Here is a 22,664-nt window from a genome sequence, read left to right as displayed (position 1 = left end):
TCAGAATCGTACGACTGTTGCCCGGGATCTTCCTGTCTCCTCACGCTTGTCAGCAGCAGAGTGGAGACATGAACGATCTCGTTGATTCCTATCGCAAAGACGGATTCGTCCGAGTCCCCTCGGTGCTCACGAGCGACGAGGTGAAGCGGTACCGCGACCGGGCCGCCGGTTACCTCGAGCAGCACCGCGCCGACCGGCTGCAGCACGACGCCATCTTCAGCCAACTCGTCAACGTCTGGCAGCAGGACCCGGTACTACGTGAGCTCACGCTCCACCCCGGTATCGCCAAGATCGCCGAGGAGCTGGCCGGGTTCCCGCTTCGGCTCTGGCACGACCAGATGCTCGTGAAGGAGCCGCACAGCAACGCGGCGACCCAGTTCCACCAGGACCGGCCCTACTGGCCGCACGCAGGAGACCGGCTGCCCTTGTCGGCCTGGATCGCCCTGGTCGACGTACCGCCCGAGCGCGGCTGCATGACGTTCCTCCCCGGCTCGCAGACCCGCACGGACCTGAAGCCGCAGAACCTCGCCGACGAGGAGGACCTCTTCACGATGGCTCCCGAGCTGCGCTACTCCTCCAGGGTGACGGTCCCCTTGTACGCCGGCGACTGCACCTTCCACTCCGGCTACACCGGTCACATGGCGCTGCCCAACACCACCGACACGGCCCGCTTCGCTCACATCAACATCTACATGGACGCGGACACGACGTACTCCGGCACTCCCCACGTCGTCACGGACCCGCTCGCCTTGCCCCCCGGCGCTCCGCTCGACGGTCCGCAGTTTCCTCGCCCGTGGGCGAGCTGACGCCTTGTCGCTAGCTGATCCGCCAGGTCAGCGGCATCGTCAAGGCTCCGCTCGGCGGTAGCCCGAGAGCGGTGTAGACGGCTGCGGTCAGGCCGTCGGCGCTGAACGCGGACTTGGCGGTAGCGGCCAGGTCTTCGGTGGTGGTCGGTGGGCGCAGACGGTCGAGGAGGGAGCGGTGCGGAGCCGTGGCGACGGTGATGTGGTCGCGGTCGAGACCGGCTCGGTTGCAGGCGAGCCGGAGCGCGTGCTCGAAACCGCCCAGTTCGTCGACGAGCTTGTGGGCGTGGGCATCCGCACCGGTCCAGACCCGGCCGCGGGCCAGCGCTTCCAGCTCCGCCTCGGGCAGACCGCGGTCCTGAGCCGCCTTGGCGACGAAGTCGGCGTAGATCCGGTCCAGAGTCTCCTCCAGGCGCTCCCACTGCTCGGGGGAGAACTCCTCCTGGGCGGAGTACATCCGGGCGTTCTCGCCCTCCGAGACGGCCTGCTGCGAGATGCCGATGCGGCCCAGCGCATCCCGGACCACGCCCTTGCCGGAGAGCACGCCGATGGAGCCGGTGATGGTGCCTGGCTGAGCTACGACGACATCGGCCGGCATGGCCACGAAGTACCCGCCGGACGCGGCCACGCTGCCCATAGAGGCGATCACGGGGCGGCCGGTGGCGCGCAGCCGCAGTACCTCGTGGCGAATCGCGTCAGAAGCGACATACGAGCCGCCTGGGCTGTCGACCCGCAGTACGACGGCTTTTACCTTCTCGTCCTCGGCCACAGCGCGCAGAGCGGCACCGATGGTGTCCGAACCGGAGCCGGGGCCACCCAGCGGCCCACCGCCGGAGTTGCGGCCGACCGTGATGCCGCCGCTGATCCGGATCACCGCCACGACAGGCTTCTGCGGCCAGGGCAGGTTGTCGCGCACGTCCTGCAACGTCCGCGGCCCACGCCGTACGTAGCGCTCGGCCAGCAGCGGCTCGAACTCCTGCTGCTTGCGAAGCGCGTCGTACACGTCCGAGCGATACCCGAGCTGATCCACCAACCCGGCCTCGCGACCCGACTCGGCCGACAGCGGCGCGCTGTCCACCAGCTCACGGACGCGAGCAGGCTCCAGCCCGCGCCGTACTGCGATGCCCTCGACGATCTGCTCGTACGCCGACTCCGCCAGCCGCGACGCCATCTCCCGGGCGGGGCCGGTCATCTCCCTCTCGGTGAACGTGTCCACGGCGGTCTTGTACTCGCGCCGCTTGCCGAACTGCGGGATGACCCCGGCTTTGTCCAGCGCACCCCGGATGAAGGTCGCCTGGACGGAAACGCCGGTGATCCCGAGCTCACCCGACGGCTGCAGCCAGATCTCGTCGAACGCGGTCGCCAGGTAGTACGGCACGGTCCCGCCGCCCACCTCGCCGAACGACTCGGTCCAGACGACGGCGGGTTTCCCCGACGTACGGAACTCCGTCACCGCCTCGCGCAGATCCTGCACCTGCGCGAGCGACAACCCCTGCCCACCGAGATGCGCCACGAGCCCGACCACCGAGTCGTCCCGCGACCCCTTCCGCAGCGCCGACACCAGCTCACGCAGCGTAGGCAAATGCCGCGCCCGAAACGCAGCCAACGGCGACGCAGGCGGCGTCTCCACCACACCCCTGGTCAAATCCAACTCCAGCAACACACCCGTCATATCCCGACCCTAGTCGGGACGGGCAAACCTCACAGGTAGGTCTGGGTGCTGGGTGGGGCGGATTCCATCCAGGCGAGGACGCCGGTGAGGGCTTCTTCGGTCATCGCGAAATGGACGGTGCGGTCGCGGAGTTCGGCGTCGACGATGACGTGGCCGGCGTAGGTGACGAGTGGCTCGTTGCCCATCGGGCGGCGGGTGGTCACGCCTTGCAGTTGGCGGCGGTTCACCGTGAGCTTCGGCCACCAGGCGAGGCTGAAGACCCGGAACCACTGGAGGTCGTCACCGACGTACCGGGCCAGGCCGAGGGCCCAGCCGCGGCCGTGCTCCTTCTCCGCGAGTTGGAGGCTGGCATCGAACGTGCCGCCGTCCCTGGACAACCAGCGACGGCGGCACGCGAAAGCAACGATCAGCAGTAGGGCGGCAAGCAGACAGACCCCGACCACATCGAGGACTGTGCTCATAAGTGCCGACCTCATTCCTGATGCCGACGACCTGGCGGCACCTTCCCCGAACCTTACTGACTGTCACTGTCCTGCTTGAATGCACTCTTTTTCAATTATGGCAGGTGGGTTCAGGACGCCTGTTCGGCGGCCCTCACCCTGGCCTCGGCGAGCCGGACGTGTTCCTGCTCGTCCTCGGAGTCCGTGCCCGCGGCCTGGGCCCGCTCGAGCGCGAGCTTGGCCTCCTCCAGGTCGATGTCACGGCCCATCTCGGCGTTCTCGGCCAGGATCGAGACCCGGTCGTTGGCCACCGAGATGAAGCCGTCCGGCGCGGCCGCGACGAAGTACTCGTCGTCGGTCGTCCGCACCTGGACGGTGCCACCCTGCAGCAGACCCAGCAACGGCGCGTGACCCGGCAGGATGCCGACGTCACCGTCGGTGGTGCGGGCGATCACGATCTTCGCCTGCCCCTGCCAGACCGTCCGCTCCGCCGCGACGAGGGCTACCTCGAGGTGCTTCGCGGATTCGTCGGCCATGTCAGTTTTCCTTCTGCAGCTCGGCCCACTTGCGCTCGACGTCCTCGAGCGAGCCGGTGTTGAAGAACGCCTGCTCGGCGATGTGGTCGCACTCGCCCTCGGTGATCTTCTTGAAGGACTCGATGGTGTCCTTCAGCGGCACGGTGGAACCCGGGATGTTGGTGAACTTCTCCGCCATGTAGGTGTTCTGCGACAGGAACTGCTCGATCCGGCGCGCCCGGGCGACGACGATCTTGTCCTCCTCGGACAGCTCGTCGACACCGAGGATGGCGATGATGTCCTGCAGTTCCTTGTTCTTCTGCAGGATCTGCTTCACCCGGACGGCCACGTCGTAGTGCTCCTGGCCGATGTACTGCGGGTCGAGGATCCGCGACGTCGAGGTCAGCGGGTCGACGGCCGGGTACAGACCACGCGACGCGATGTCGCGCGACAGCTCGGTGGTCGCGTCCAGGTGGGCGAACGTGGTCGCCGGAGCCGGGTCGGTGTAGTCGTCGGCCGGCACGTAGATCGCTTGCATCGAGGTGATCGAGTGACCGCGGGTCGAGGTGATCCGCTCCTGCAGAACGCCCATCTCGTCGGCCAGGTTCGGCTGGTAACCCACCGCGGACGGCATCCGGCCGAGCAGCGTGGAGACCTCGGAACCGGCCTGGGTGAACCGGAAGATGTTGTCGATGAACAGCAGCACGTCCTGGCCGGCGACGTCGCGGAAGTACTCCGCCATCGTCAGCGCCGACAGCGCCACCCGCAGCCGGGTGCCCGGCGGCTCGTCCATCTGACCGAACACCAGCGCGGTGTCCTTGAAGACGCCGGCCTCTTCCATCTCGTGGATCAGGTCGTTGCCCTCACGGGTGCGCTCACCCACACCGGCGAACACCGAGGTACCACCGAAGTTGTGCGCGATCCGGTAGATCATCTCCTGGATCATCACCGTCTTGCCGACACCCGCACCGCCGAACAGGCCGATCTTTCCACCCTGCACGTACGGCGTGAGCAGGTCCAGCACCTTGATGCCGGTCTCCAGCATCTGGGTCTTGGACTCGAGCTGGTCGAAGGCCGGCGCCTTGCGGTGGATCGGCCAGCGCTCGGTGATCTCGAACTCGGACTCGTCCTGGTTCAGGCACTTGCCGGTCACGGACCAGACCCGGCCCTTGGTGACGTCGCCGACCGGGACGGAGATCGCCGCACCGGTGTCGCGCACCTCGGTACCGCGGACCAGACCGTCGGTGGGCTTCATCGAGATCGCCCGGACGATGTTGTCGCCGACGTGCAGCGCGACCTCGAGGGTGATCGTCTGGGTGGTCTCGCCCAGGGTGATGTCCACCTCGAGCGCGTTGTACATGTCGGGCATCGCGTCCGCGGGGAACTCGACGTCGACGACCGGGCCGATCACCCGGGCTACGCGGCCGACGCCCGGGGCGACAGCCTCGTTGTTCTTCTCGGTAACCGTGGCAGTCATCTCTCTCACTCGCTCCCGGCGTTGGCATCGGCCAGCGCACTGGCGCCACCGACGATCTCGCTGATTTCTTGGGTAATTTGCGCCTGACGCGCCTGGTTGAACTGCCGCGTCAGCGACTCGATCAGATCTTGGGCGTTGTCGGTCGCGGACTTCATCGCCCGCTGCCGGCTGGCCAGCTCGGACGCCGCGGCCTGCAGCATGCAGTAGTGGATCCGGCTGGCGACGTACTTCGGCAGCAGGCCGTCCAGCACCTCCGAGGCCGACGGCTCGAACTCGTACAGCGGCAGCACCTCGTCCGGCGCCGGCGGCTCGTCACCCTCGACGACCTCCAACGGCAGCAACCGGATCACTTCCGGGCGCTGGGTCAGCATCGACACGAACCGGGTGAAGACGATGTGGATCTCGTCCACGCCGCCTTCCTCGGTCGGGGTCAGGAACGCCTCGATCAACGCGTCGGCGATCTCCCGGGCCCGGGCGAACGACGGCGAGTCGGAGTCGCCGCTCCACGACTGCGCGACCTCGCGCTGCCGGAAGGTGTAGTACGCGATGCCCTTGCGGCCGCTCAGGTACGGAACGACCTCCTTGGCGTCGTCGCGCAGCAACTGGTTCAGCCGCTCACCTTCGCGGATCACGGAGGAGGAGTACGCCCCGGCCTGGCCACGGTCCGACGTGATCAGCAGCACCGCCGCCCGCTTCGGGTCCGGCTTCTCGGTGGTCAGCGGGTGGTCGACGTTGGAGTACGTCGCCACCGCCGACACGGCACGGGTGAGCTCACGCGCGTACGGACCGGCCGCCGCCGCGCGTTGCTGCGCCTTGACGATCCGGGACGCCGCGATGAGCTCCATCGCACGGGTGAGCTTCTTGATCGTCGAGACCGAGGCCCGGCGCTCACGAAGCTCCCGCAGACTGGCTGGCATGGGTGATCAGCCCCGCTTCTGCTTGCGGATCTGCTCCTGCTCGACGTCCTCGGAGTCCATCGCCGCGGTCTCCTCCTTGCCGGCCAGCAGCTGGCCGTCGGAGGTCTGGAAGGTCGGCTTGAACTTGTCCAGGGCGTCGGACACGGCCGCGGCGGACTCGTCCTCGAACTTGCCCGACTCGCGGATCGCGTCCAGCACGTTGCTCTCGCGGCGCAGGAAGTCCAGGAACTCGCGCTCGAACCGCAGCACGTCGCTCACCGGCACGTCGTCGAACTTGCCGTTGGTGCCCGACCAGATCGAGACGATCTGCTCTTCCACCGGGTACGGCGAGTACTGCGGCTGGCGCAGCAGCTCGACCAGGCGCTGGCCGCGGTCCAGCTGACGACGCGAGGTGGCGTCGAGGTCGGAGGCGAACATCGCGAACGCCTCCATGGCCCGGAACTGCGCCAGGTCCAGCTTGAGCGAACCCGAGACGTTCTTCATGCCCTTGACCTGCGCGGCACCACCGACGCGGGACACCGAGACACCGACGTCGATCGCGGGCCGGATGTTGGCGTTGAACAGGTCCGACTGCAAGAAGATCTGGCCGTCGGTGATCGAGATGACGTTGGTCGGGATGAAGGCCGAGACGTCGTTGGCCTTGGTCTCGATCATCGGCAGACCGGTCATCGAGCCGCCGCCGAGCTCGTCGGACAGCTTCGCGCAACGCTCGAGCAGCCGGCTGTGCAGGTAGAAGACGTCACCCGGGTAGGCCTCGCGGCCCGGCGGGCGGCGCAGCAGCAGCGACATCGACCGGTAGGCCTCGGCCTGCTTGGTCAGGTCGTCGAAGACGATCAGGACGTGCTTGCCCTGGTACATCCAGTGCTGGCCGATGGCCGAACCGGTGTACGGCGCGACGTACTTGAAGCCGGCCGCGTCGGAAGCCGGGGAGGCGACGATGGTGGTGTACTCCATCGCGCCGGCCTCTTCGAGCGCACCGCGCACGGAGGCGATCGTCGAGCCCTTCTGGCCGATCGCGACGTAGATGCAGCGGACCTGCTTCTTCGGGTCGCCGGACTCCCAGTTGGCCTTCTGGTTGATGATCGTGTCGACCGCGATCGCCGTCTTACCGGTCTTGCGGTCACCGATGATCAGCTGCCGCTGGCCGCGCCCGATCGGGATCATCCCGTCGATCGCCTTGATGCCGGTCTGCAGCGGCTCGCGGACCTCCTGGCGGTCCATCACGCCGGCCGCCTGCAGCTCCAGCGCGCGGGTGCCCTCGAGGTCCTTGATCTCACCCAGGCCGTCGATCGGCTTGCCGAGCGGGTCGACGACCCGGCCCAGGTAGCCCTCACCGACCGGCACGGACAAGACCTTGCCGGTCCGGCGGACCTGCTGGCCTTCCTCGATGCCACTGAACTCACCGAGCACGGCGACGCCGATGTCACGGACGTCGAGGTTCAAGGCGATGCCCTGGCTGCCGTCCTCGAACACCAGCAGCTCGTTCGTCATCGCCGAGGGCAGTCCCTCGACGTGCGCGATGCCGTCACCTGCGTCGACAACGATGCCGACCTCTTCGCGGGTCGCCGTCTCCGGTTCGTAGTCGGAGACGAAGCGATCCAGGGCGTCCCGGATTTCCTCCGGCCTGATCGTGAGCTCCGCCATTATCTTCCGTCCCTGCTTCCTTGACCTAGCTTGGCCTGTGATGGCTCTAGAGGTTTGCTGACCACTAGCGCCGCAATATGTCGTTAGGGGTCAGCCCGCGATGCGCCGTTGCGCCTCGTCGAGCCGGGCCGCGATGGTTCCGTCGATCACTTCGTCGCCGATGTCCACCCGGACGCCGCCGACCACAGCCGGATCCACGATCACGTTCAGCTGGATCTGCCGACCGTACTGCCGGCCGAGCGCCTCGGCGAGCCTGCTGCGCTCGCCCTCGGTCAGATCGGCCGCCACGCGGACCGTTGCCACACTCGCGTCCCGCCGGGCCGCCGCGGCGACCTGGTAGGACCGCATCGCGGCCGCGAAGTGCAGGCCCCGGCCGTCCACCGCGCGCTCGGCCAGCCGCACGGTGACGTCGTCGGCCTTGCCCTGCAGCAGTCCACGCAGGAGTTCTTGCCGGGCCGCGACCGGGATGCTGCGGTCGTTCAGCTTGTCGGCGAGCGCCCGCTCTGCCACGACCACGCGGTCGAGGCGGAACAGCTGGTCCTCCAGCTCGTCGAGCTTGCCCTGGGAGTCGGCGTACGCGACCTCGGCCTCGACGCTCAGCTGGTCGAGGGCGTCGGCCAGGTCCCGGGCGCTGACCCAGCGCCCGTCCACCGCGGCGGTCAGGATCTCCAGCGCGGGCGCGGAGATCTTGCCGCCGAACAACTGCCCGACCAGACCGGTCCGGGCCGCGGCAGGCCGGGCCGGGTCGGTCAGTGCCCGCCGCAACGAACCGTTGCTGTCGAGCACCTTGGCGACCGAGAACAGCTCGCCGCCGAGGCTGTCGGAGACGGTGACACCCGCCAGGACCGCTTGGGCCCGGGCGAGTGACTCCTTCGATGCGCCGCGCATCAGCCGTCCGTTCCGACTGCCTGCCGGGCCGACTCCGAGGACTCCAGCTCGGCCAGGAAACGCTCGACCGTACGACGCTGGCGCGCCTCGTCCTCGAGCGACTCACCGACGATCCGGCCCGCCAGCGAGGTGGCCAGCGTGCCCACCTCGCTGCGCAGCGAGGCGACCGCCTGGCTGCGCTCGGCGTCGATCTGGGTGCGGGCGTGGGTCACGATGCGTTCTGCTTCGGCGTTCGCCTGCTCACGCATCTCCGCGATGATGAGCGCGCCCTGCTCGCGGGCGTCCTCGCGGATCTTCGCAGCTTCCTGCCGGGCTTCGGCCAGCTGCGCGTTGTACTTGTCGAGCGCCGCCTTCGCCTCGGCCTGGGCCTGCTTGGCCTCGTTCATCCCGCCTTCGATCGCCGCGGTCCGATCGGCATAAGCCTTCTCGAACTTCGGAACGACGACCTTGGCGAAGGCGATGGCCAGCAGGATCAGGAAGACGAAGCCGAAGATGATCTCGGCGTTGTGCGGCAGCAGCGGGTTCGGGTCCTCGCCCGCGGCCTCGCTGAGCGGTAGCACGATCGTCAACATGTCTGAGTCCTGTCAGTCAGTAAAGAGTGGGCTCACTTCTTGAACACGAAGGCGAGGGCGATACCGATGATCGCCAGCACCTCGGTGACACCGAAGCCGATCCACGCGATCGACTGCAGCTTGCTCTGCGCCTCCGGCTGACGCGCGGTGCCGTTGATCACGGCGGCGAAGATCAGACCAACACCGACGCCCGGGCCGATCGCGGCGAGGCCGTAGCCCAGTACGGCGATGTTGCCGGTGATGTCGAGAGCGTTCATTGCGCTGTGTTCCTTTCGGTACGGATAAGGGCTATCCGGGTTTCCGTTACAACGGGTCTGTTGAGTGGTACGGCGGATCAGTGCTCGTCGGCGATCGCGCTGCCGATGTACTGCGCGGTCAGGACGACGAAGATGTAGGCCTGGATGCACTGCACGAACAGCTCCAGGCCGGCGATCGCGAGGCCCATCAGCAAGGTGATGATGCCGACGCCGCCGAGCGCGATGCTGCCGGACTCCCGCAGCATGTAGTCGCCACCGGTGACGAAGACGAGCAGCAGGATGTGGCCGGCGAACATGTTGGCGAACAACCGCAGACTCAGCGAGACCGGCCGGACCAGGATGTTGGAGATGAACTCGATCGGGATCATCAGCGGCATCAGCCAGACCGGCACACCGGCCGGCATCGTCTGGTGCTTGAAGTAGCCCCACAGGCCCTTCTTCTTGATGCCCACCGCGTTGTAGATGACCCAGCTCATGATCGCGGCCACGTACGCCCAGCCGATGTGGCTGAAGGTCGGGAACTGGATCAGCGGGATCGTCCCGGCGACGTTGTTCAGCAGGATGAAGTAGAACAGGCCGCACAGGTACGGCACGTACTTCATGTAGTCGTGGCTGCCGATCGCGTCGCGGGCGATCGAGTTCCGGACGAAGTTGTAGCCCAGCTCACCGGCGAACTGCAGCTTCGACGGCACGACCGCGGCCTTGCGCGAAGCACCCCAGTAGAACCAGACGATCACCACCACGGACAGCGCGGCCACCAGGACAGGCTTGGTGAACCAGTCGACACCGTCGATGATCGGGGTGGTGTTGAAGCTTTGTGGACCGGGTGAAATGAACTCGGTCGAAACGCCGGCGCTCACCGGGTCTCCTCTCGCGTCGTGCTCAAGTCGTTCGCCATCGGGCTAAGGGCAGGGCGGCTCAGGGCAAGGCGGTCAACTACGTCAGACCCGGTACGGCTCAGGGACGCTACCGGTACCGGAAGTTCAGCAACACAATCGTCAGGCCGGCACCGAGCACGATGCCCACCGGAAGCAGAAACTGGGTGCCCAGCCAGCGATCCAACCCGAAGCCGATTCCTCCGTAGACGAGGATTCCGCCGATCAAGTAGGACAGGACCCGCCAGCCGTCGCCCGATGTGTTGGGTGTCGGCTTCGGATCCTCGTGCTGGCTCATTGGCACCCGAAAGGTACCAGTCGGCGCGTCGCGCGGTCACCTTGACATCCGTGCACTGCGCCACATCCCTTGTCACAGTTGGGAAACGGCTTGCCGCGGCACTACCGCGGGTGATCACGCCGTCACCTCGTGGTCCAGGTCGTAGATCGGCACCCGCAGGTGTGACCAGGCCCAGATCTCGCCGGCCATCCAGCCCATCACGACCACGACGGCGCTGATTCCCAGCGCGGTCAGGTCGACGTTCTCACCGAGGCTGTCGGAGTTCATCGCGACGGCGAGCAGGCCACCGAAGATCGCGATCCGCCCGGTGTAGGAAGCCATCGCGAGGGCGAGCTGCATGGTCGGCGACGTACGCCGGGACAGGTGCAGCGCGAGCAGGCCGGCGCCGGAGAAGACGACCACCATCAACAGGCCCAGCAGTGCGCCCCACAGGCCCTTCAGGCCGGCCGCGACCGCGGAGACGGCGGCGGCGTTCACGCCGACGACGACGCCGGCGACGAGAGCGCCGCGCAGCATTGCCAACGCCGGATGCCTGGTGGCCTGGCCGGCGACTTTCGGACCTCGGTCTGAGGGAGCCATCTGGTGGTTCCGTCCTGCTGGCGACCGGGATTCTTGCCCTCGGTCGTCGGGTGGGCGGGGTCAGGGGTGAAACTCTTCTTAGCTGGTGCTTGTGAAAACTAGCACAAAGTCTACGGCGCTAGCAAAAAGGTCAGCAAAACGAGCGTCCCTGCCGCTGTACACGAACACCCTATCGGTAGGCCACGACACGCATTGGTCTGGTCCCCTGCTCGTACTGCAGGGGCTTGTTGCCGGTGGGCGGGCCGCGCGGGTCAGACCTTCGCCAGCGGCTTCGCGGCGCGGCGTGGGATTCCGGTGGTCAGGAGGATCGCGGTGACCGTCACGGCGAGCACGAGGATGACCGTCCAGACCGACAGGAGCAGGCCGAGGACGACCACACCGAAAGCGATCAGGGCGGTCCACAGGTACATCAGGAGGACCGCGCGGCGGTGCGAGTGACCGCGTTGCATCAGGCGGTGGTGCAGGTGGAGCTTGTCGGCCGCGAACGGAGAGCGACCCGCCTTGGTACGCCGGATGTAGGCCAGCGTGAGATCCAGCGCGGGGATCGCGAGCACGGCGATCGGCAGGATCAGCGGCAGCAGGGCGGGCAGCAGACTCGAGCCGCCGACCTCGTACGGGACGGCGTTGGGGTCCATCTGGCCGGTCAGGCTGATCGTCGACGCGGCCAGCATCAGGCCGATCAGCAGGGCTCCGGAGTCGCCCATGAACACTCTGGCCGGGAAGAAGTTGTGCGGCAGGAAGCCCAGACAGGCACCGGCCAGCGCGACCGTGATCATCGTCGAGGTGGTCGCGCGGTCGAGGTTCTGCTCGACGTTCAGCACGTAGGAGTAGGTGAAGAAGGCGGTCGCGCCGATCGCGGTGACGCCCGCGGCCAGTCCGTCCAGGCCGTCGACGAAGTTCACCGCGTTGGTCGAGACCAGCAGGATGCCGGCGGTCAGCACCGCGAGTTGCGAGGGTGGCGGCGAGAAGATGCCGCCGGGCAGCGGCAGCCAGTACAGCTGGATGCCCTGCACGATCATCACGCCGACGGCCAGCACCATGCCGGCCAACTTGGTGATCGGGTCCAGCTCGACCAGGTCGTCGATCACGCCGACCGCGCAGATCACCACCCCGCCGATCAGGATCGCCCGGGCGTCGTGCGCGACCTGCAGGCTGTCACCGAGGAACGGCAGGCTGGAGGCGACCGCATAACCGGCGATCAGCCCGCCGAGGATGGACACGCCGCCGAAGTACGGGATCGGGACCTTGTGGACGTCGCGGGAGCGGACCTTCGCGACGGCGCCGTACCGGAGGGCGATCTTGCGGGCGATCCCGGTCAGCAGGAAGGTCGTGGCCATCGCCACGAAGAGGACGAGCAGATACTCGCGCACTAGTCCGCCGGCCTCGCATCAGGCGCCTTGCCGTCCACCGTCGTCTCCTCGGCAGCGGCGTCCTCGATCGGCTTCTCGGCCGGCTGCTCTTCGTTGGACGCCGCAAGGGGCTGATCAGTTGGCTCGTCCTGCACAGGCTCCTCGACGACGACGTCCTCGTCCTGCACCGTCTCCTCGACGACGACGTTCTCGTCGGGCTTCACCTCTTCGGCGGCAGCCTCGTCCTGCACCGGTACGTCGGGCTCGAGGTCCGTGGTCGCTTCCGGGACGATCTCGCGGATCTGGGCCATTGAGAGGGCGCCGAGCCGTACGACGTGCGGTACGTCCCCGGTCAGGTCGACGATGGTCGACGGCTGCCCACCTGTGACCTCACCCCCGTCGAGGTACACCGCGACCGAATCGGCCAGCTGCGCCTCAGCGTCGTAGACGTCCAGTGCTGCCGGCTGCCCGCTCTTGTTCGCCGAGCTGACAGCCAGCGGACCCGTCCGGGACAACAGTTCGCGGGTGTTCTCGTGATCGGGCACGCGCAGCGCGACGGTCCCGTGGGTCTCCCCCAGGTCCCACATCAGCGACGCCTGCGCATGGCAGATCACCGTCAGCGGCCCGGGCCAGAACGCCTCGCACAGCTTCCGCCCGGCCTCGGGTACGTCGGTCGCCAGCGCGTCCAGCGACTCGACCACCGAGATCAGCACCGGCGGCGGCATGTCCCGCCCGCGGCCCTTGGCGTCCAGCAGCCGCTGTACGGCGTCGGCCTTGAAGGCGTCCGCGGCGATCCCGTACACGGTGTCGGTCGGCAACACGACCAGATCACCGGCCTCGATGGCGTCCACGGCCGCACGGTAGGCCGGCACCAATTCGTCTCCGGTGAAGTCAAAGCGCTCGCTCACGCAGTGAATCGTGCCACTCACCCGGTCGCGGTCTCCAGCCGGGCCACCCAGCGGGCCGGCCGGAGCACTGCTGACAAATGATTGTCAGCTTCCGAGCGGGCCCACCGGTCCCGTGCATAGGATCCCGGCCATGACTGTGTCGCGTGAATTCCTTGCCGGGTTGCCGAAGGCCGAACTGCACGTCCACCACGTCGGATCGGCGACGCCGCGGATCGTCGCCGAACTCGCCGCCCGCCATCCCGGCTCGCCCGTGCCGGCCGACCCGGCCGCGCTCGCGCAGTACTTCACCTTCACCGACTTCGCCAAGTTCATCGAGGTCTACCTGACCGTCGTCGACCTGATCAGTACGCCGGACGACGTGCGCCTGCTCACCTTCGAGGTGGCCCGCGAGATGGCCGCGCAGAACATCCGGTACTCCGAACTCACCGTCACGCCGTACACGTCGGTATTGCGCGGGATCGCGCCGGAGGCGTTCTGCGAGGCGATCGAGGACGCCCGGACCGCGGCCGAGAAGGAACTCGGCGTGACCCTGCGCTGGATCTTCGACATCCCCGGCGAGCTGGGGCTCGAGGGCGCGGTGGAGACCGCGAAGATCGCGACCGGCATCCGGCCCGAGGGCCTGGTCGGCTTCGGCCTCGGCGGCCCGGAGATCGGCGTACCGCGGCCGCAGTTCGCGCCGTACTTCGACGAGGCCCGCGCGATCGGTCTGCACAGCGTCCCGCACGCGGGCGAGACGACAGGTCCGGAGACGATCTGGGACGCGCTCCGGGTGCTCAAGGCGGAGCGGATCGGCCACGGCACCTCGGCGACCCAGGACCCGGCGCTGATCGACTATCTCGGCGAGCACCGGATCCCGCTCGAGGTCAGCCCGACCTCCAACCTCGCCACCCGGGCGGTCCGCTCGTACGACGAACACCCGATCCGCGCGATGGTCGACGCCGGCCTGGTCGTCACGATCAACTCCGACGACCCGCCGATGTTCGGCACCACCCTGGTCAACGAGTACGCCGTCGTGGCGGACCTGCTCGACCTGGATGCGCACGGGATCGCGGAGTTCGCCAAGACCGCGGTCAGCGTGTCGTTCGCCGATGACAGCACCAAGACCGCGCTGCTCACCGAGATCGACGAGTACGTCGCCAAGCACGCCTGAGGCCGGCTCGAGGCGTGACACGCGACGGCGTGGGTCTGTCGGCTCGGCGTGGTTGGGTGGTGCGGTGGTCCAACAGCACAAGCTCCTTGTCGTCCTGATGGCGCTCGTGTTCGGTGTCGTCGCCGGGTGCAGCGACACCAAGGCAGATACCGGTTCGCAGCCTCCGCCCGCCCCGAAGCCGTCCGCCAGACCGTCCACGACGCCGTTGGCTGCGCCGCCTGCGGACGGGGATCTTCCGCGTGGCGGCCGGCAGATCTTCCCGAAGTACCAGCTGGTCGGGTACGTCGGGCTGCCCGGCTCCCCCGCGCTCGGGCCGCTCGACAAAGACCTGGAGGCCAAGGCGAGCCAGCTCGAAACGCTCTCCAAGGCGTACGCCGGTAGCCGGACTCCGTTGCCGGTGATGGAACTCATCGTGGTGGTCGCGAACGGCCATGCCGGCAAGGACGGCCAGTACCGCAGCCGCTTGCCCGACGCCAAGATCCAGGACTACCTCGCGGTCGCCCGAAAGCACCGGATGCTGCTGTTGCTCGACATCCAGCCGGGCCGGGCCGACATCCTCCGAGAGGTCAAGGTCCTCCAGCGCTGGCTCAAGGAACCCGATGTCGGGCTCGCCTTCGATCCCGAGTGGGCGGTCGGTCCCGGCCAGGTGCCGGGCAAGGTCTTCGGCCACACCACCGGCGCCGAGCTCGACTCGATCGCGGCGTACTTGGCCGGCCTCGTCGCGCAGTACAAGCTGCCGGAGAAGGCCTTCGTCTTCCATCAGCTCTCGGTCCGGATCGTCAGCAACGAGAAGGCGCTGAAGCAGCATCCGGGCGTGCAGATCATCAAATCGGTCGACGGCATCGGCGGTCGGGTCGACAAGGAATCCACCTGGCGCAAGCTCACCACGACGATGGCGCCCGGCGTCCACACGGGCTTCAAGCTCTTCTACAAGGAGGACACCCGGCACGGCGCCCTGATGACACCGGCCCAGGTGCTGGCGCTCAAGCCCAGGCCGGAGTTCGTGGTCTACGAGTAGCGCTCAGATGCGACGGCCGGTGGCGAACCGGTGCCGACCGGCCAGATCCAGTTGGTCGCGTACTTCGGTGAACAGCCCGGTCGCGGCGAACACAGCAGGAGCCGACTCACCCTGGACGTCCGCATGCTCACAGCCGAACCAGCCACCGGGCTTGAGCAACCGCCCTGCTGTCGCCGCGACCACCTTGATCTCGTCGAGCCCGTCGTCGCCCGACCACAGCGCCAGCGCCGGATCGTGATCGCGGACTTCGGCCGTCACGGATTCCCAGGCGGTCAAGGGAATGTACGGCGGGTTGGCGATCACCGCGTCGACCAGGCCGTCGAGTTCGGGCAGGCAGCCGTCGATATCGCCCTCGTGCAAGGTCGCGCCCGTACCGGCCAGATTGCGCCGCGCCCACACGCACGCGTCGGGCGACAGCTCCACCGCGTGCACGGTGCTGTCCGGCCGCTCGGTCGCCACGGCCCCCGCGATCGCGCCCGATCCGCTGCACAGGTCCACCACCAGCGGTTCCTTGACGTCCGCGATCCGATCGAGGATCCAGCCGACCAGTACTTCGGTCTCCGGGCGCGGCACAAAGACGCCGGGGCCCACGACGAGTTCGCGGTAGCGGAAGGCCGCCGTACCGGTGAGGTGCTGCAGCGGTTCGCGGGCGGCACGGCGGGCCACCAACTCGTCGTACCGGGTCTGTAGCTGGTCGGTGAGGTCGATCAGGCCGAGCTGGAGGCGGCTGACGCCGGCGACATGGGCGAGCAGCTCGGCGGCGTCGTAGTCGGGTGAGGCGACGCCGGCCTCCCGCAGTCGCGCGGTCGCTTCGGCGAGGACGGCTCTGGTGCTCACTGGGATTCGACGGCCTCGAGGCGTGCGGTCAGGTCGGCTTCGGTGAGGGCCTGGATCACCGGGGCGAGATCGCCGCCGAGAACCTGGTCCAGGTTGTGCGCCTTGTAGCCGACCCGGTGGTCGGAGAACCGGTTCTCCGGGAAGTTGTAGGTGCGGACCCGCTCCGACCGGTCGACCGTGCGGATCTGCGAACGCCGGGCGTCGCTGGCTTCCTGATCGGCGGCCTCCTGCGCCGCGGCGAGCAGCCGGGACCGCAGTACGCGCATCGCCTGCTCGCGGTTCTGCAGCTGGGACTTCTCGTTCTGCATCGAGACGACGATGCCGGTCGGAAGGTGGGTGATCCGGACCGCCGAGTCGGTCGTGTTGACGCTCTGGCCGCCCGGACCGGACGAGCGGAAGACGTCGATCCGCAGGTCGTTCTGGTCGATCTCGACATCGACGTCCTCGGCCTCGGGCAGCACCAGGACACCGGCCGCCGAGGTGTGGATCCGCCCCTGCGACTCGGTCACCGGCACCCGCTGGACCCGGTGCACGCCGCCCTCGAACTTGAGCTTCGCGTACGGCGCTTCGCCGGGCTCGGGTGTGCCCTTGGCCTTCACCGCGACCGTGATCGACTTGTACCCGCCCAGATCGGACTCGGCCGCGTCGATGACCTCGGTCTTCCAGTTCTGCGACTCGGCGTACTTCAGGTACATCTTCAGCAGGTCGCCGGCGAACAGGGCCGACTCGTCGCCGCCCTCACCGGCCTTGATCTCGAGGATCGCGTCCTTGTCGTCGCTCGGGTCCCGCGGCACGAGCAGCACCTGCAGCTTCTCGGCCAGCTCGTCGCGCCGGTGCTCGAGCTTGGTCGCCTCCTCGGCGAACGCCGGGTCCTCGTGCGCCAGCTCCTTGGCCGCCTCGATGTCGTCGGCGGTCTGCAACCACTCGTCGTACGTCCGTACTACGGGCGCCAGCGCGGCGTACCGCTTGCCGACCTGGCGCGCGACCGCCTGGTCGGAGTGCAGCTCAGGGTCCGACATCCGTCGCTCCAGCTCGGCGTACTCCGCCTTCAGCGACTGCACTGCCTCGAACATTGCTGCACTCCTCTCCTAGGTCTTTGTGGACAACGCAACGGCGCCGGTCCCGGATCCCTGTCGGGATCCACGGACCGGCGCCGGAATGCAGCTACTTCTTCGCGTACCGCTTCTCGAAGCGGGCGACGCGGCCACCGGTGTCGAGAATCTTCTGCTTGCCGGTGTAGAACGGGTGGCACTGCGAGCAGACGTCGGCGTGAATCGTGCCGTTCTCCGCGGTCGAGTGCGTCTCGAACTGAGCGCCACAGGTGCAGGTCACCTTGGTCGCCACGTAGTTCGGGTGGATGTCGCTCTTCATGGGTCTCCTCGAGTCAAGGCGCTCCGGGTCGTCCGCCAGGTGCGAACGTGAACCGGAACCAACGAACAATTCTGCCATCAGCACCCCCAACCTGACGAATCGCCCCCGCATTCCCCGGCGAACCCACAGTTCCAGGGGTCATCCCCTCAAAGTGTGGGTTGGCGCGCGGTATGCACGCAGGCAACCCACAGTTTCAGGGGATAACCCCTGGAACTGTGGGTTCGCCGGGCAAGGGGTGGGACGCCGGGGGGTGCCCGGCGGGCCGTCGTACTAGTTGCCGTCGTCCGTACTGCGGCCGGTGCCGCCGGTCGACGGGGTGGTCTTGTTGACCTGGAGCAGGAACTCGATGTTCGACTTGCTCTCCTTGAGCTTGCCGATCAGCAGTTCCAGGGCGGCCTGGCCGTCGAGTGCGGACAGCACCCGGCGGAGCTTCCAGACGACCTGGGTCTCGTCCTTGCTCATCAGCAGTTCCTCGCGGCGGGTACCGGAGGCGACCACGTCGATGGCCGGGAAGATCCGGCGGTCGGCGAACTCGCGGCGGAGCCGGAGCTCCATGTTGCCGGTGCCCTTGAACTCCTCGAAGATGACCTCGTCCATCTTGGAGCCGGTCTCGATCAGCGCCGTCGCGAGGATGGTCAGCGAACCGCCGTCCTCGATGTTGCGGGCCGCGCCGAAGAACCGCTTCGGCGGGTACAGCGCCGACGAGTCGACACCACCGGACAGGATCCGGCCGCTGGCCGGCGCCGCGATGTTGTACGCCCGGCCGAGCCGGGTGATCGAGTCGAGCAGGACGACCACGTCGTGGCCGAGCTCGACCAGCCGCTTGGCCCGCTCGATCGCCAGTTCGGCGACCGTGGTGTGGTCGTCGGCCGGCCGGTCGAAGGTCGAGGCGATGACCTCACCCTTGACCGTGCGCTGCATGTCGGTGACCTCTTCCGGCCGCTCGTCCACCAGCACGACCATCAGGTGTACTTCGGGGTTGTTCGTGGTGATCGCGTTCGCCAGCGCCTGCAGCACCATCGTCTTACCGGCCTTCGGCGGCGACACGATCAGGCCACGCTGGCCCTTGCCGATCGGGCTGACGATGTCGACGATCCGGGTGGTGAGCACGTTCGGCTCGGTCTCCAGGCGGAGCCGCTCGGTCGCGTACAGCGGGGTCAGCTTGTTGAAGTCCTGACGCTGCTTGGCGACCTCGGGGTCCGACCCGTTGACGGTGTCGATCCGGACCAGCGGGTTGAACTTCTCCTTGCGCTCGCCGTCCGACGGCTGCTTCACCGCACCGGTGATCGCGTCACCCTTGCGCAGGCCGTAGCGCTTGACCATCGACAGCGCGACGTACACGTCGTTCGGGCCCGGCAGGTAGCCGCTGGTCCGGACGAATGCGTAGTTGTCGAGCACGTCGAGGATGCCGGCGGCCGGCACCAGGATGTCGTCCTCGCTGATGGTCGGCTCCGGGTCGAAGCGCTCGCCCCGGCCGCGGTTGTTGCGGGGGTTCTCGCGGCCACCGGAGTCGCGGCCGGTGGTCTGACCGCGGTCGCGGTCACGCCCCCGGCGGCGGCGACGGCGCCCGTCACCGTCCTCGCCCCGGTCGGTCTGGCTCTGCCGGTCGTTGCGCTGGTCGCCCCGGGCACCGTCGGTGCGCTGCTCGCCGCGGTTGTCGCGGTTCTCGGTGCGGTCGCGGTTGTCGCCGCGTCCGTCCCGGTTCTGGCCGTCGCGATTCTGGCCGTCGCGGCTGTCCCGGTTCTGGGCGCCGTCGCGGCTGTCCCGGCTCTGACCATCGCGGCTCTGGCCGTCGCGGTTGTCGGTGCGGTCGCGGTTGTCGGTGCGGTTCTGACCGTCCCGGCTGTCGCGGGCCTGGGCGTCGCGGCCGTCGCGGACCTGGACCTCGCGGCCGTCACGCGCCTGTACGTCGCGGCTTTCGCGGGCGGGCGCCTCGCGGCCGTCGCGGGCCTGGTTGTCGCGACCCTCGCGGCTGTCCCGGGCCTGGGCGCCGTCGCGGTCGGTGCGCTGGTTGTCGCGACCGCGGCTGCGGTCCCGGCCACCTTCGCGGCCACCGGAGCGGTCGTCCCGGCTCTCGGTGTCGGCGTCGGCGTGCCGCTCGACGACCGGTGCGCTCGCGGCCGCTTCGACCGGAGCAGAGCCGGCCTGGGTCGCACCTGTCTGGGTCGCGCTCGTCTGGTTCGCGCTCGTCTGGGCGACACCGTTCTGCGCGGGCTTTTCCTGGACGGCGGCCTTCGCGGCCGGCGCCTCGACGTTCTTCTCGGCCGCGCCGTTGTCGGCTGCGGCGGCCCGGGCCCGGCGAGTGCCGACCCGTGCCGGAGCTTCGGCCTTGACGGCCACCGGCTCCGCGGCTGCCTCGTCCAGCGTCGGCTGGCTGGAGCGCGAACGCGCGGCGCCCGCCGAACCGGCACCCGACTGGGCAGCCTTGATCGCCTCGATCAGCTGGCCCTTGCGCAGCGCGCCGGTGCCCTTGATGCCGAGCGTCCCGGCGAGCTGCTTGAGCTCGGGGAGCAGCATGCCTTCGAGGCCGCCTCCGGCCTTGCGGCGGCGCGTGGTGGCGCCCGCGTCGGCCGGCGAGGTGCCGGCTCCGCTGGAGGCTTCAACAGTTTCTGTCACGTGAGGTCCTTCCCACACGGATGGACGATGTCCTCAGGTTCATCGCCCGGAATCATCACCCACGACCGACGCCGTCTCGATCGACGGGGAGGTGACGTGGGTATAAGAGGCTCTCGCTGAATCCGGTTCCCCCCGGAGTTATCCGACGCAGGCGGCGCAAGTCCTTCACAGGGAGGTCGCCGCAGACATCTGGTGTCGGGAGCTAAGCCCGGAAGCGACGAGAGTTCGCCGATCACCTGGAGGGGATCGGGTGAGTCGAGACTAGCACCACCAAGGGGGCAACTGGAGACTCGGGAGGTTCAACGCGTGTCCGGCTCTGTTCATTCCCGTCGGCGCCTCGACGTCAGTCGCCGTCGCCCGACCAGACCTGTACGCCGACTGGATCGATCCCGAGCTCGTACCGCTCCCACCCGTCGGGCGCGGCCGGAAACGCTTCGGCACCCGTTGCGCCCAAGGGTTTGTCGTCGCTCGCAGTCGTCAGCAGCAGCACGGTCGGACCCGCGCCGCTCACGATCGCGGGCAGGCCACTGCCGCGGAGCTTGTGTACCAGCGCGAGGCTCTCCGGCATCGCCGGTTCGCGGTACTCCTGGTGCAATCGGTCCTCGGTCGCCGTCATCAGCAGCTCCGGTCGCGAGGTCAGCGCCGCGACCAGCAACGCCGCCCGGCCCGCGTTCGCAGCAGCATCGGCATGCGGTACTGCGGCCGGCAGCAACCCACGTGCCTCTTTCGTCAGCACCCGAGTCACCGGCACATACGCGACCGCCGCCAACCCGGCCGCCGGCTCCAGCCGAATCGCGCGCCCCTGCTCGCCATCGGTCCACGCGATCGTGAATCCCCCGAGCGCCGCGGCCGCCACGTTGTCCGGGTGTCCCTCGATCTCGTTCGCGAGCTCGACGATCCGGTCGCGATCGAGCGGCGTACCGGTCAGCCCGTACGCCGCCGCGATGCCACCGACGATCGCGGCGGACGACGAACCCAGTCCGCGCCCGTGCGGAATCCGGTTCTCACACCGCAAGCTGAACCCCGGTACGCCGGCGCCGAGCGACTCCAGGCCGGCCCGGATCGAGCGCACCACGAGATGCGACTCGTCCAACGCGACCTCACCCGCGCCCGGCCCCACCACGTCGACGGTCACGCCGGACCCACCCGGCGTCACCGTCAACTCGTCGTACAGGCTGAGCGCGAGCCCGAAGGCGTCGAAGCCCGGACCGAGATTCGCACTCGTCGCAGGCACTCGAACCCGCACCACCCCGCCCGCCGACGCCGCCGCTCCATCGGCCGATCGAGCCGCGTCGGCCCCGTCGGCCGGTCGAGCCGCGTCGGCCGGTCGCGCCGCGTCGGCCGGTCGCGCCGCGTCGGCCGGTCGAGTCGTGTCTGGTGTTTCCGGGGTCATACCAGTCCGGCGACGCGGGCTACGGCGTCGGTTTCTGCAGGGGTCACCGCAGACTCGTGGGGCAGCGCGTGGGCGAGTGCGGTGTCGATGTCCTTCAAGCCATGCCCTGTGACAGTGATCACCACGGTCTGTCCGCCGTCCAACCGCCCGGCCGCCTTCGTCGCGAGCAAGCCGGCCACACCAGCAGCAGAAGCAGGCTCGACGAAAACACCTTCCCGGGCAGCCAGTTCGCGTTGCGCCGCAAGGATCTGCGCGTCGGAGACCGCCTCGATCCGGCCGCCCGACTCGTCCCGGGCGTTCTCGGCCAGCGTCCAGGACGCCGGGTTGCCGACCCGGATCGCGGTCGCCTCGGTATCCGGGTTCGCCACGATCGCACCGCGCACGATCGGCGCGGCACCTTCGGCCTGGAACCCCCACATCTGCGGGGCTTTCGAGGAGATCCGGTCCTTCTTGTACTCCAGGTAGCCCTTCCAGTACGCCGCGATGTTGCCCGCGTTGCCCACCGGGAGCACGTGCAGATCGGGCGCGTCGCCGAGCGCGTCGCAGACCTCGAACGCCGCCGTCTTCTGGCCTTCCAGCCGGACCGGGTTCACCGAGTTCACCAGCGCGACCGGGTAGTGCTTGCCGAGTTCCCGCACGATCCGCAGACAGTCGTCGAACCCGCCGTCGATCGTCACCAGTTGCGCGCCGTGCACGATCGCCTGCGCGAGCTTGCCCTTCGCGATCCGCCCGGCCGGGATCAGCACGAGCGGCAACAGACCGGCGCGTACGGCGTACGCGGCGGCCGAGGCGGAGGTGTTCCCGGTGGAGGCGCAGACCACCGCCTTGTCACCGGCCTGTGCGGCCAGCGAGATCGCGACCGTCATGCCACGGTCCTTGAACGAACCGGTCGGGTTGTTTCCCTCGACCTTGAGCCAGACCTCGCAATTGGTCTGCTCGCTGAGCCATTGCGCGGCCACCAGCGGCGTTCCGCCTTCGCCGAGCGTGACCACGGGAGTGTCCCCCGAGACCGGCAGCCGGTCGCGGTATTCCTCGATCACGCCTCGCCAGAGAACAGGCCGCTGCTGTGGCCTCTGCTGAGTCAT

Annotated in this window: 23 protein-coding genes; 3 read left to right on the top strand and 20 right to left on the bottom strand. The window is 68.4% G+C overall.

The window, feature by feature from the left end:
- Positions 1–68 precede the first annotated feature (68 nt).
- Positions 69–806 carry a phytanoyl-CoA dioxygenase family protein gene (locus DIZ26_RS09665; protein ID WP_112239527.1) on the top strand — a complete coding sequence of 246 codons (738 nt, stop codon included), beginning with the start codon at positions 69–71 and terminating at the stop codon, positions 804–806.
- Between the two features lie 10 nt (positions 807–816).
- Here DIZ26_RS09665 and sppA read toward each other — a convergent pair whose 3' ends face one another.
- The 14 genes from sppA to DIZ26_RS09595 all read right to left on the bottom strand — a co-directional run bounded on the left by sppA (position 817) and on the right by DIZ26_RS09595 (position 13,194).
- Positions 817–2,475 (bottom strand): signal peptide peptidase SppA, encoded by a 1,659-nt coding sequence (gene sppA / locus DIZ26_RS09660; RefSeq protein ID WP_112239525.1) that lies wholly within the window; start codon positions 2,473–2,475, stop codon positions 817–819.
- Positions 2,476–2,504: 29 nt separating this feature from the next.
- Positions 2,505–2,936 (bottom strand): DUF2550 domain-containing protein, encoded by a 432-nt coding sequence (locus DIZ26_RS09655; protein ID WP_112239523.1) that lies wholly within the window; start codon positions 2,934–2,936, stop codon positions 2,505–2,507.
- A 110-nt stretch (positions 2,937–3,046) separates the two neighbouring features.
- The gene (locus tag DIZ26_RS09650) at positions 3,047–3,451 is read right to left on the bottom strand and encodes a F0F1 ATP synthase subunit epsilon (RefSeq protein WP_112239521.1); all 405 of its coding nucleotides are present in this window, start codon (positions 3,449–3,451) and stop codon (positions 3,047–3,049) included.
- A 1-nt stretch (position 3,452) separates the two neighbouring features.
- Positions 3,453–4,907, bottom strand: a complete 1,455-nt coding sequence (gene atpD, locus DIZ26_RS09645) for a F0F1 ATP synthase subunit beta (RefSeq protein WP_112239519.1) — start codon at positions 4,905–4,907, stop codon at positions 3,453–3,455.
- A gap of 5 nt (positions 4,908–4,912) precedes the next feature.
- Positions 4,913–5,824 carry a F0F1 ATP synthase subunit gamma gene (locus DIZ26_RS09640; RefSeq protein WP_112239516.1) on the bottom strand — a complete coding sequence of 304 codons (912 nt, stop codon included), beginning with the start codon at positions 5,822–5,824 and terminating at the stop codon, positions 4,913–4,915.
- Positions 5,825–5,830: 6 nt separating this feature from the next.
- Positions 5,831–7,468: a F0F1 ATP synthase subunit alpha gene (atpA, locus tag DIZ26_RS09635; protein WP_112239514.1), complete on the bottom strand. Its 1,638-nt coding sequence runs from the start codon at positions 7,466–7,468 to the stop codon at positions 5,831–5,833.
- 90 nt (positions 7,469–7,558) lie between these two features.
- Positions 7,559–8,356 (bottom strand): F0F1 ATP synthase subunit delta, encoded by a 798-nt coding sequence (locus DIZ26_RS09630; protein ID WP_112239512.1) that lies wholly within the window; start codon positions 8,354–8,356, stop codon positions 7,559–7,561.
- Positions 8,356–8,928 carry a F0F1 ATP synthase subunit B gene (locus tag DIZ26_RS09625; protein ID WP_112239510.1) on the bottom strand — a complete coding sequence of 191 codons (573 nt, stop codon included), beginning with the start codon at positions 8,926–8,928 and terminating at the stop codon, positions 8,356–8,358. The genes DIZ26_RS09630 and DIZ26_RS09625 overlap by 1 nt, the downstream gene beginning before the upstream one ends.
- A 32-nt stretch (positions 8,929–8,960) precedes the next feature.
- Positions 8,961–9,185 (bottom strand): ATP synthase F0 subunit C, encoded by a 225-nt coding sequence (gene atpE, locus DIZ26_RS09620; RefSeq protein ID WP_112239508.1) that lies wholly within the window; start codon positions 9,183–9,185, stop codon positions 8,961–8,963.
- Between the two features lie 77 nt (positions 9,186–9,262).
- Positions 9,263–10,045, bottom strand: coding sequence for a F0F1 ATP synthase subunit A (gene atpB / locus DIZ26_RS09615; protein ID WP_112239506.1), 783 nt, complete (start codon positions 10,043–10,045; stop codon positions 9,263–9,265).
- Between the two features lie 106 nt (positions 10,046–10,151).
- The gene (locus tag DIZ26_RS09610) at positions 10,152–10,358 is read right to left on the bottom strand and encodes an AtpZ/AtpI family protein (RefSeq protein ID WP_112239504.1); all 207 of its coding nucleotides are present in this window, start codon (positions 10,356–10,358) and stop codon (positions 10,152–10,154) included.
- Positions 10,359–10,472: 114 nt separating this feature from the next.
- Positions 10,473–10,937, bottom strand: a complete 465-nt coding sequence (locus tag DIZ26_RS09605; RefSeq protein ID WP_112239502.1) for a hypothetical protein — start codon at positions 10,935–10,937, stop codon at positions 10,473–10,475.
- A gap of 251 nt (positions 10,938–11,188) precedes the next feature.
- Positions 11,189–12,307: a glycosyltransferase family 4 protein gene (locus tag DIZ26_RS09600; protein WP_112239500.1), complete on the bottom strand. Its 1,119-nt coding sequence runs from the start codon at positions 12,305–12,307 to the stop codon at positions 11,189–11,191.
- Entirely contained in the window at positions 12,307–13,194 is an 888-nt protein-coding gene (locus DIZ26_RS09595; RefSeq protein ID WP_232828222.1) for an L-threonylcarbamoyladenylate synthase, read from the bottom strand. Before DIZ26_RS09595 ends, DIZ26_RS09600 begins: the two co-directional genes overlap by 1 nt.
- 130 nt (positions 13,195–13,324) lie before the next feature.
- On the opposite strand from DIZ26_RS09595, the gene DIZ26_RS09590 reads away from it, so the two are divergent.
- Together DIZ26_RS09590 and DIZ26_RS09585 are read left to right on the top strand one after the other, a co-directional pair.
- The gene (locus DIZ26_RS09590; RefSeq protein WP_112239498.1) at positions 13,325–14,344 is read left to right on the top strand and encodes an adenosine deaminase; all 1,020 of its coding nucleotides are present in this window, start codon (positions 13,325–13,327) and stop codon (positions 14,342–14,344) included.
- A gap of 64 nt (positions 14,345–14,408) precedes the next feature.
- On the top strand, positions 14,409–15,362 hold the full coding sequence (locus tag DIZ26_RS09585) for a DUF3558 domain-containing protein (protein WP_232828221.1): 954 nt from the start codon (positions 14,409–14,411) through the stop codon (positions 15,360–15,362).
- 3 nt (positions 15,363–15,365) lie between these two features.
- On the opposite strand, the gene prmC is transcribed toward DIZ26_RS09585, so the two are convergent.
- From prmC to thrC, 6 genes are all read right to left on the bottom strand, one after another.
- Positions 15,366–16,199: a peptide chain release factor N(5)-glutamine methyltransferase gene (prmC, locus tag DIZ26_RS09580; RefSeq protein ID WP_112239496.1), complete on the bottom strand. Its 834-nt coding sequence runs from the start codon at positions 16,197–16,199 to the stop codon at positions 15,366–15,368.
- Positions 16,196–17,272, bottom strand: a complete 1,077-nt coding sequence (prfA, locus tag DIZ26_RS09575; RefSeq protein ID WP_112239494.1) for a peptide chain release factor 1 — start codon at positions 17,270–17,272, stop codon at positions 16,196–16,198. Before prfA ends, prmC begins: the two co-directional genes overlap by 4 nt.
- A 91-nt stretch (positions 17,273–17,363) precedes the next feature.
- Positions 17,364–17,570: a 50S ribosomal protein L31 gene (gene rpmE, locus DIZ26_RS09570; protein ID WP_112239492.1), complete on the bottom strand. Its 207-nt coding sequence runs from the start codon at positions 17,568–17,570 to the stop codon at positions 17,364–17,366.
- A gap of 270 nt (positions 17,571–17,840) precedes the next feature.
- On the bottom strand, positions 17,841–20,186 hold the full coding sequence (gene rho, locus DIZ26_RS09565; protein WP_112239490.1) for a transcription termination factor Rho: 2,346 nt from the start codon (positions 20,184–20,186) through the stop codon (positions 17,841–17,843).
- Between the two features lie 343 nt (positions 20,187–20,529).
- A complete protein-coding gene (thrB, locus tag DIZ26_RS09560; RefSeq protein ID WP_112239488.1) occupies positions 20,530–21,579 on the bottom strand; it encodes a homoserine kinase in 1,050 nt (349 codons plus the stop codon).
- Entirely contained in the window at positions 21,576–22,664 is a 1,089-nt protein-coding gene (gene thrC / locus DIZ26_RS09555; protein WP_112239486.1) for a threonine synthase, read from the bottom strand. Before thrC ends, thrB begins: the two co-directional genes overlap by 4 nt.

Source organism: Kribbella monticola (genome assembly GCF_003261635.1).
Taxonomy (GTDB): domain Bacteria; phylum Actinomycetota; class Actinomycetes; order Propionibacteriales; family Kribbellaceae; genus Kribbella; species Kribbella monticola.
This window is presented reverse-complemented; position numbering and strand designations above follow the sequence as displayed.

Bases quoted from the DNA above. Each gene is read 5' to 3' on its own strand.
- thrB (WP_112239488.1), bottom strand. From the start codon at position 21,579: ATGACCCCGGAAACACCAGACACGACTCGACCGGCCGACGCGGCGCGA.
- DIZ26_RS09665 (WP_112239527.1), top strand. From the start codon at position 69: ATGAACGATCTCGTTGATTCCTATCGCAAAGACGGATTCGTCCGAGTC.
- DIZ26_RS09625 (WP_112239510.1), bottom strand. From the start codon at position 8,928: ATGTTGACGATCGTGCTACCGCTCAGCGAGGCCGCGGGCGAGGACCCG.
- DIZ26_RS09610 (WP_112239504.1), bottom strand. From the start codon at position 10,358: ATGAGCCAGCACGAGGATCCGAAGCCGACACCCAACACATCGGGCGAC.
- DIZ26_RS09590 (WP_112239498.1), top strand. From the start codon at position 13,325: ATGACTGTGTCGCGTGAATTCCTTGCCGGGTTGCCGAAGGCCGAACTG.
- DIZ26_RS09655 (WP_112239523.1), bottom strand. From the start codon at position 2,936: ATGAGCACAGTCCTCGATGTGGTCGGGGTCTGTCTGCTTGCCGCCCTA.
- DIZ26_RS09650 (WP_112239521.1), bottom strand. From the start codon at position 3,451: ATGGCCGACGAATCCGCGAAGCACCTCGAGGTAGCCCTCGTCGCGGCG.
- prfA (WP_112239494.1), bottom strand. From the start codon at position 17,272: ATGTTCGAGGCAGTGCAGTCGCTGAAGGCGGAGTACGCCGAGCTGGAG.
- atpA (WP_112239514.1), bottom strand. From the start codon at position 7,468: ATGGCGGAGCTCACGATCAGGCCGGAGGAAATCCGGGACGCCCTGGAT.
- DIZ26_RS09640 (WP_112239516.1), bottom strand. From the start codon at position 5,824: ATGCCAGCCAGTCTGCGGGAGCTTCGTGAGCGCCGGGCCTCGGTCTCG.
- rpmE (WP_112239492.1), bottom strand. From the start codon at position 17,570: ATGAAGAGCGACATCCACCCGAACTACGTGGCGACCAAGGTGACCTGC.
- DIZ26_RS09630 (WP_112239512.1), bottom strand. From the start codon at position 8,356: ATGCGCGGCGCATCGAAGGAGTCACTCGCCCGGGCCCAAGCGGTCCTG.
- thrC (WP_112239486.1), bottom strand. From the start codon at position 22,664: ATGACTCAGCAGAGGCCACAGCAGCGGCCTGTTCTCTGGCGAGGCGTG.
- sppA (WP_112239525.1), bottom strand. From the start codon at position 2,475: ATGACGGGTGTGTTGCTGGAGTTGGATTTGACCAGGGGTGTGGTGGAG.
- DIZ26_RS09605 (WP_112239502.1), bottom strand. From the start codon at position 10,937: ATGGCTCCCTCAGACCGAGGTCCGAAAGTCGCCGGCCAGGCCACCAGG.
- atpD (WP_112239519.1), bottom strand. From the start codon at position 4,907: ATGACTGCCACGGTTACCGAGAAGAACAACGAGGCTGTCGCCCCGGGC.
- atpE (WP_112239508.1), bottom strand. From the start codon at position 9,185: ATGAACGCTCTCGACATCACCGGCAACATCGCCGTACTGGGCTACGGC.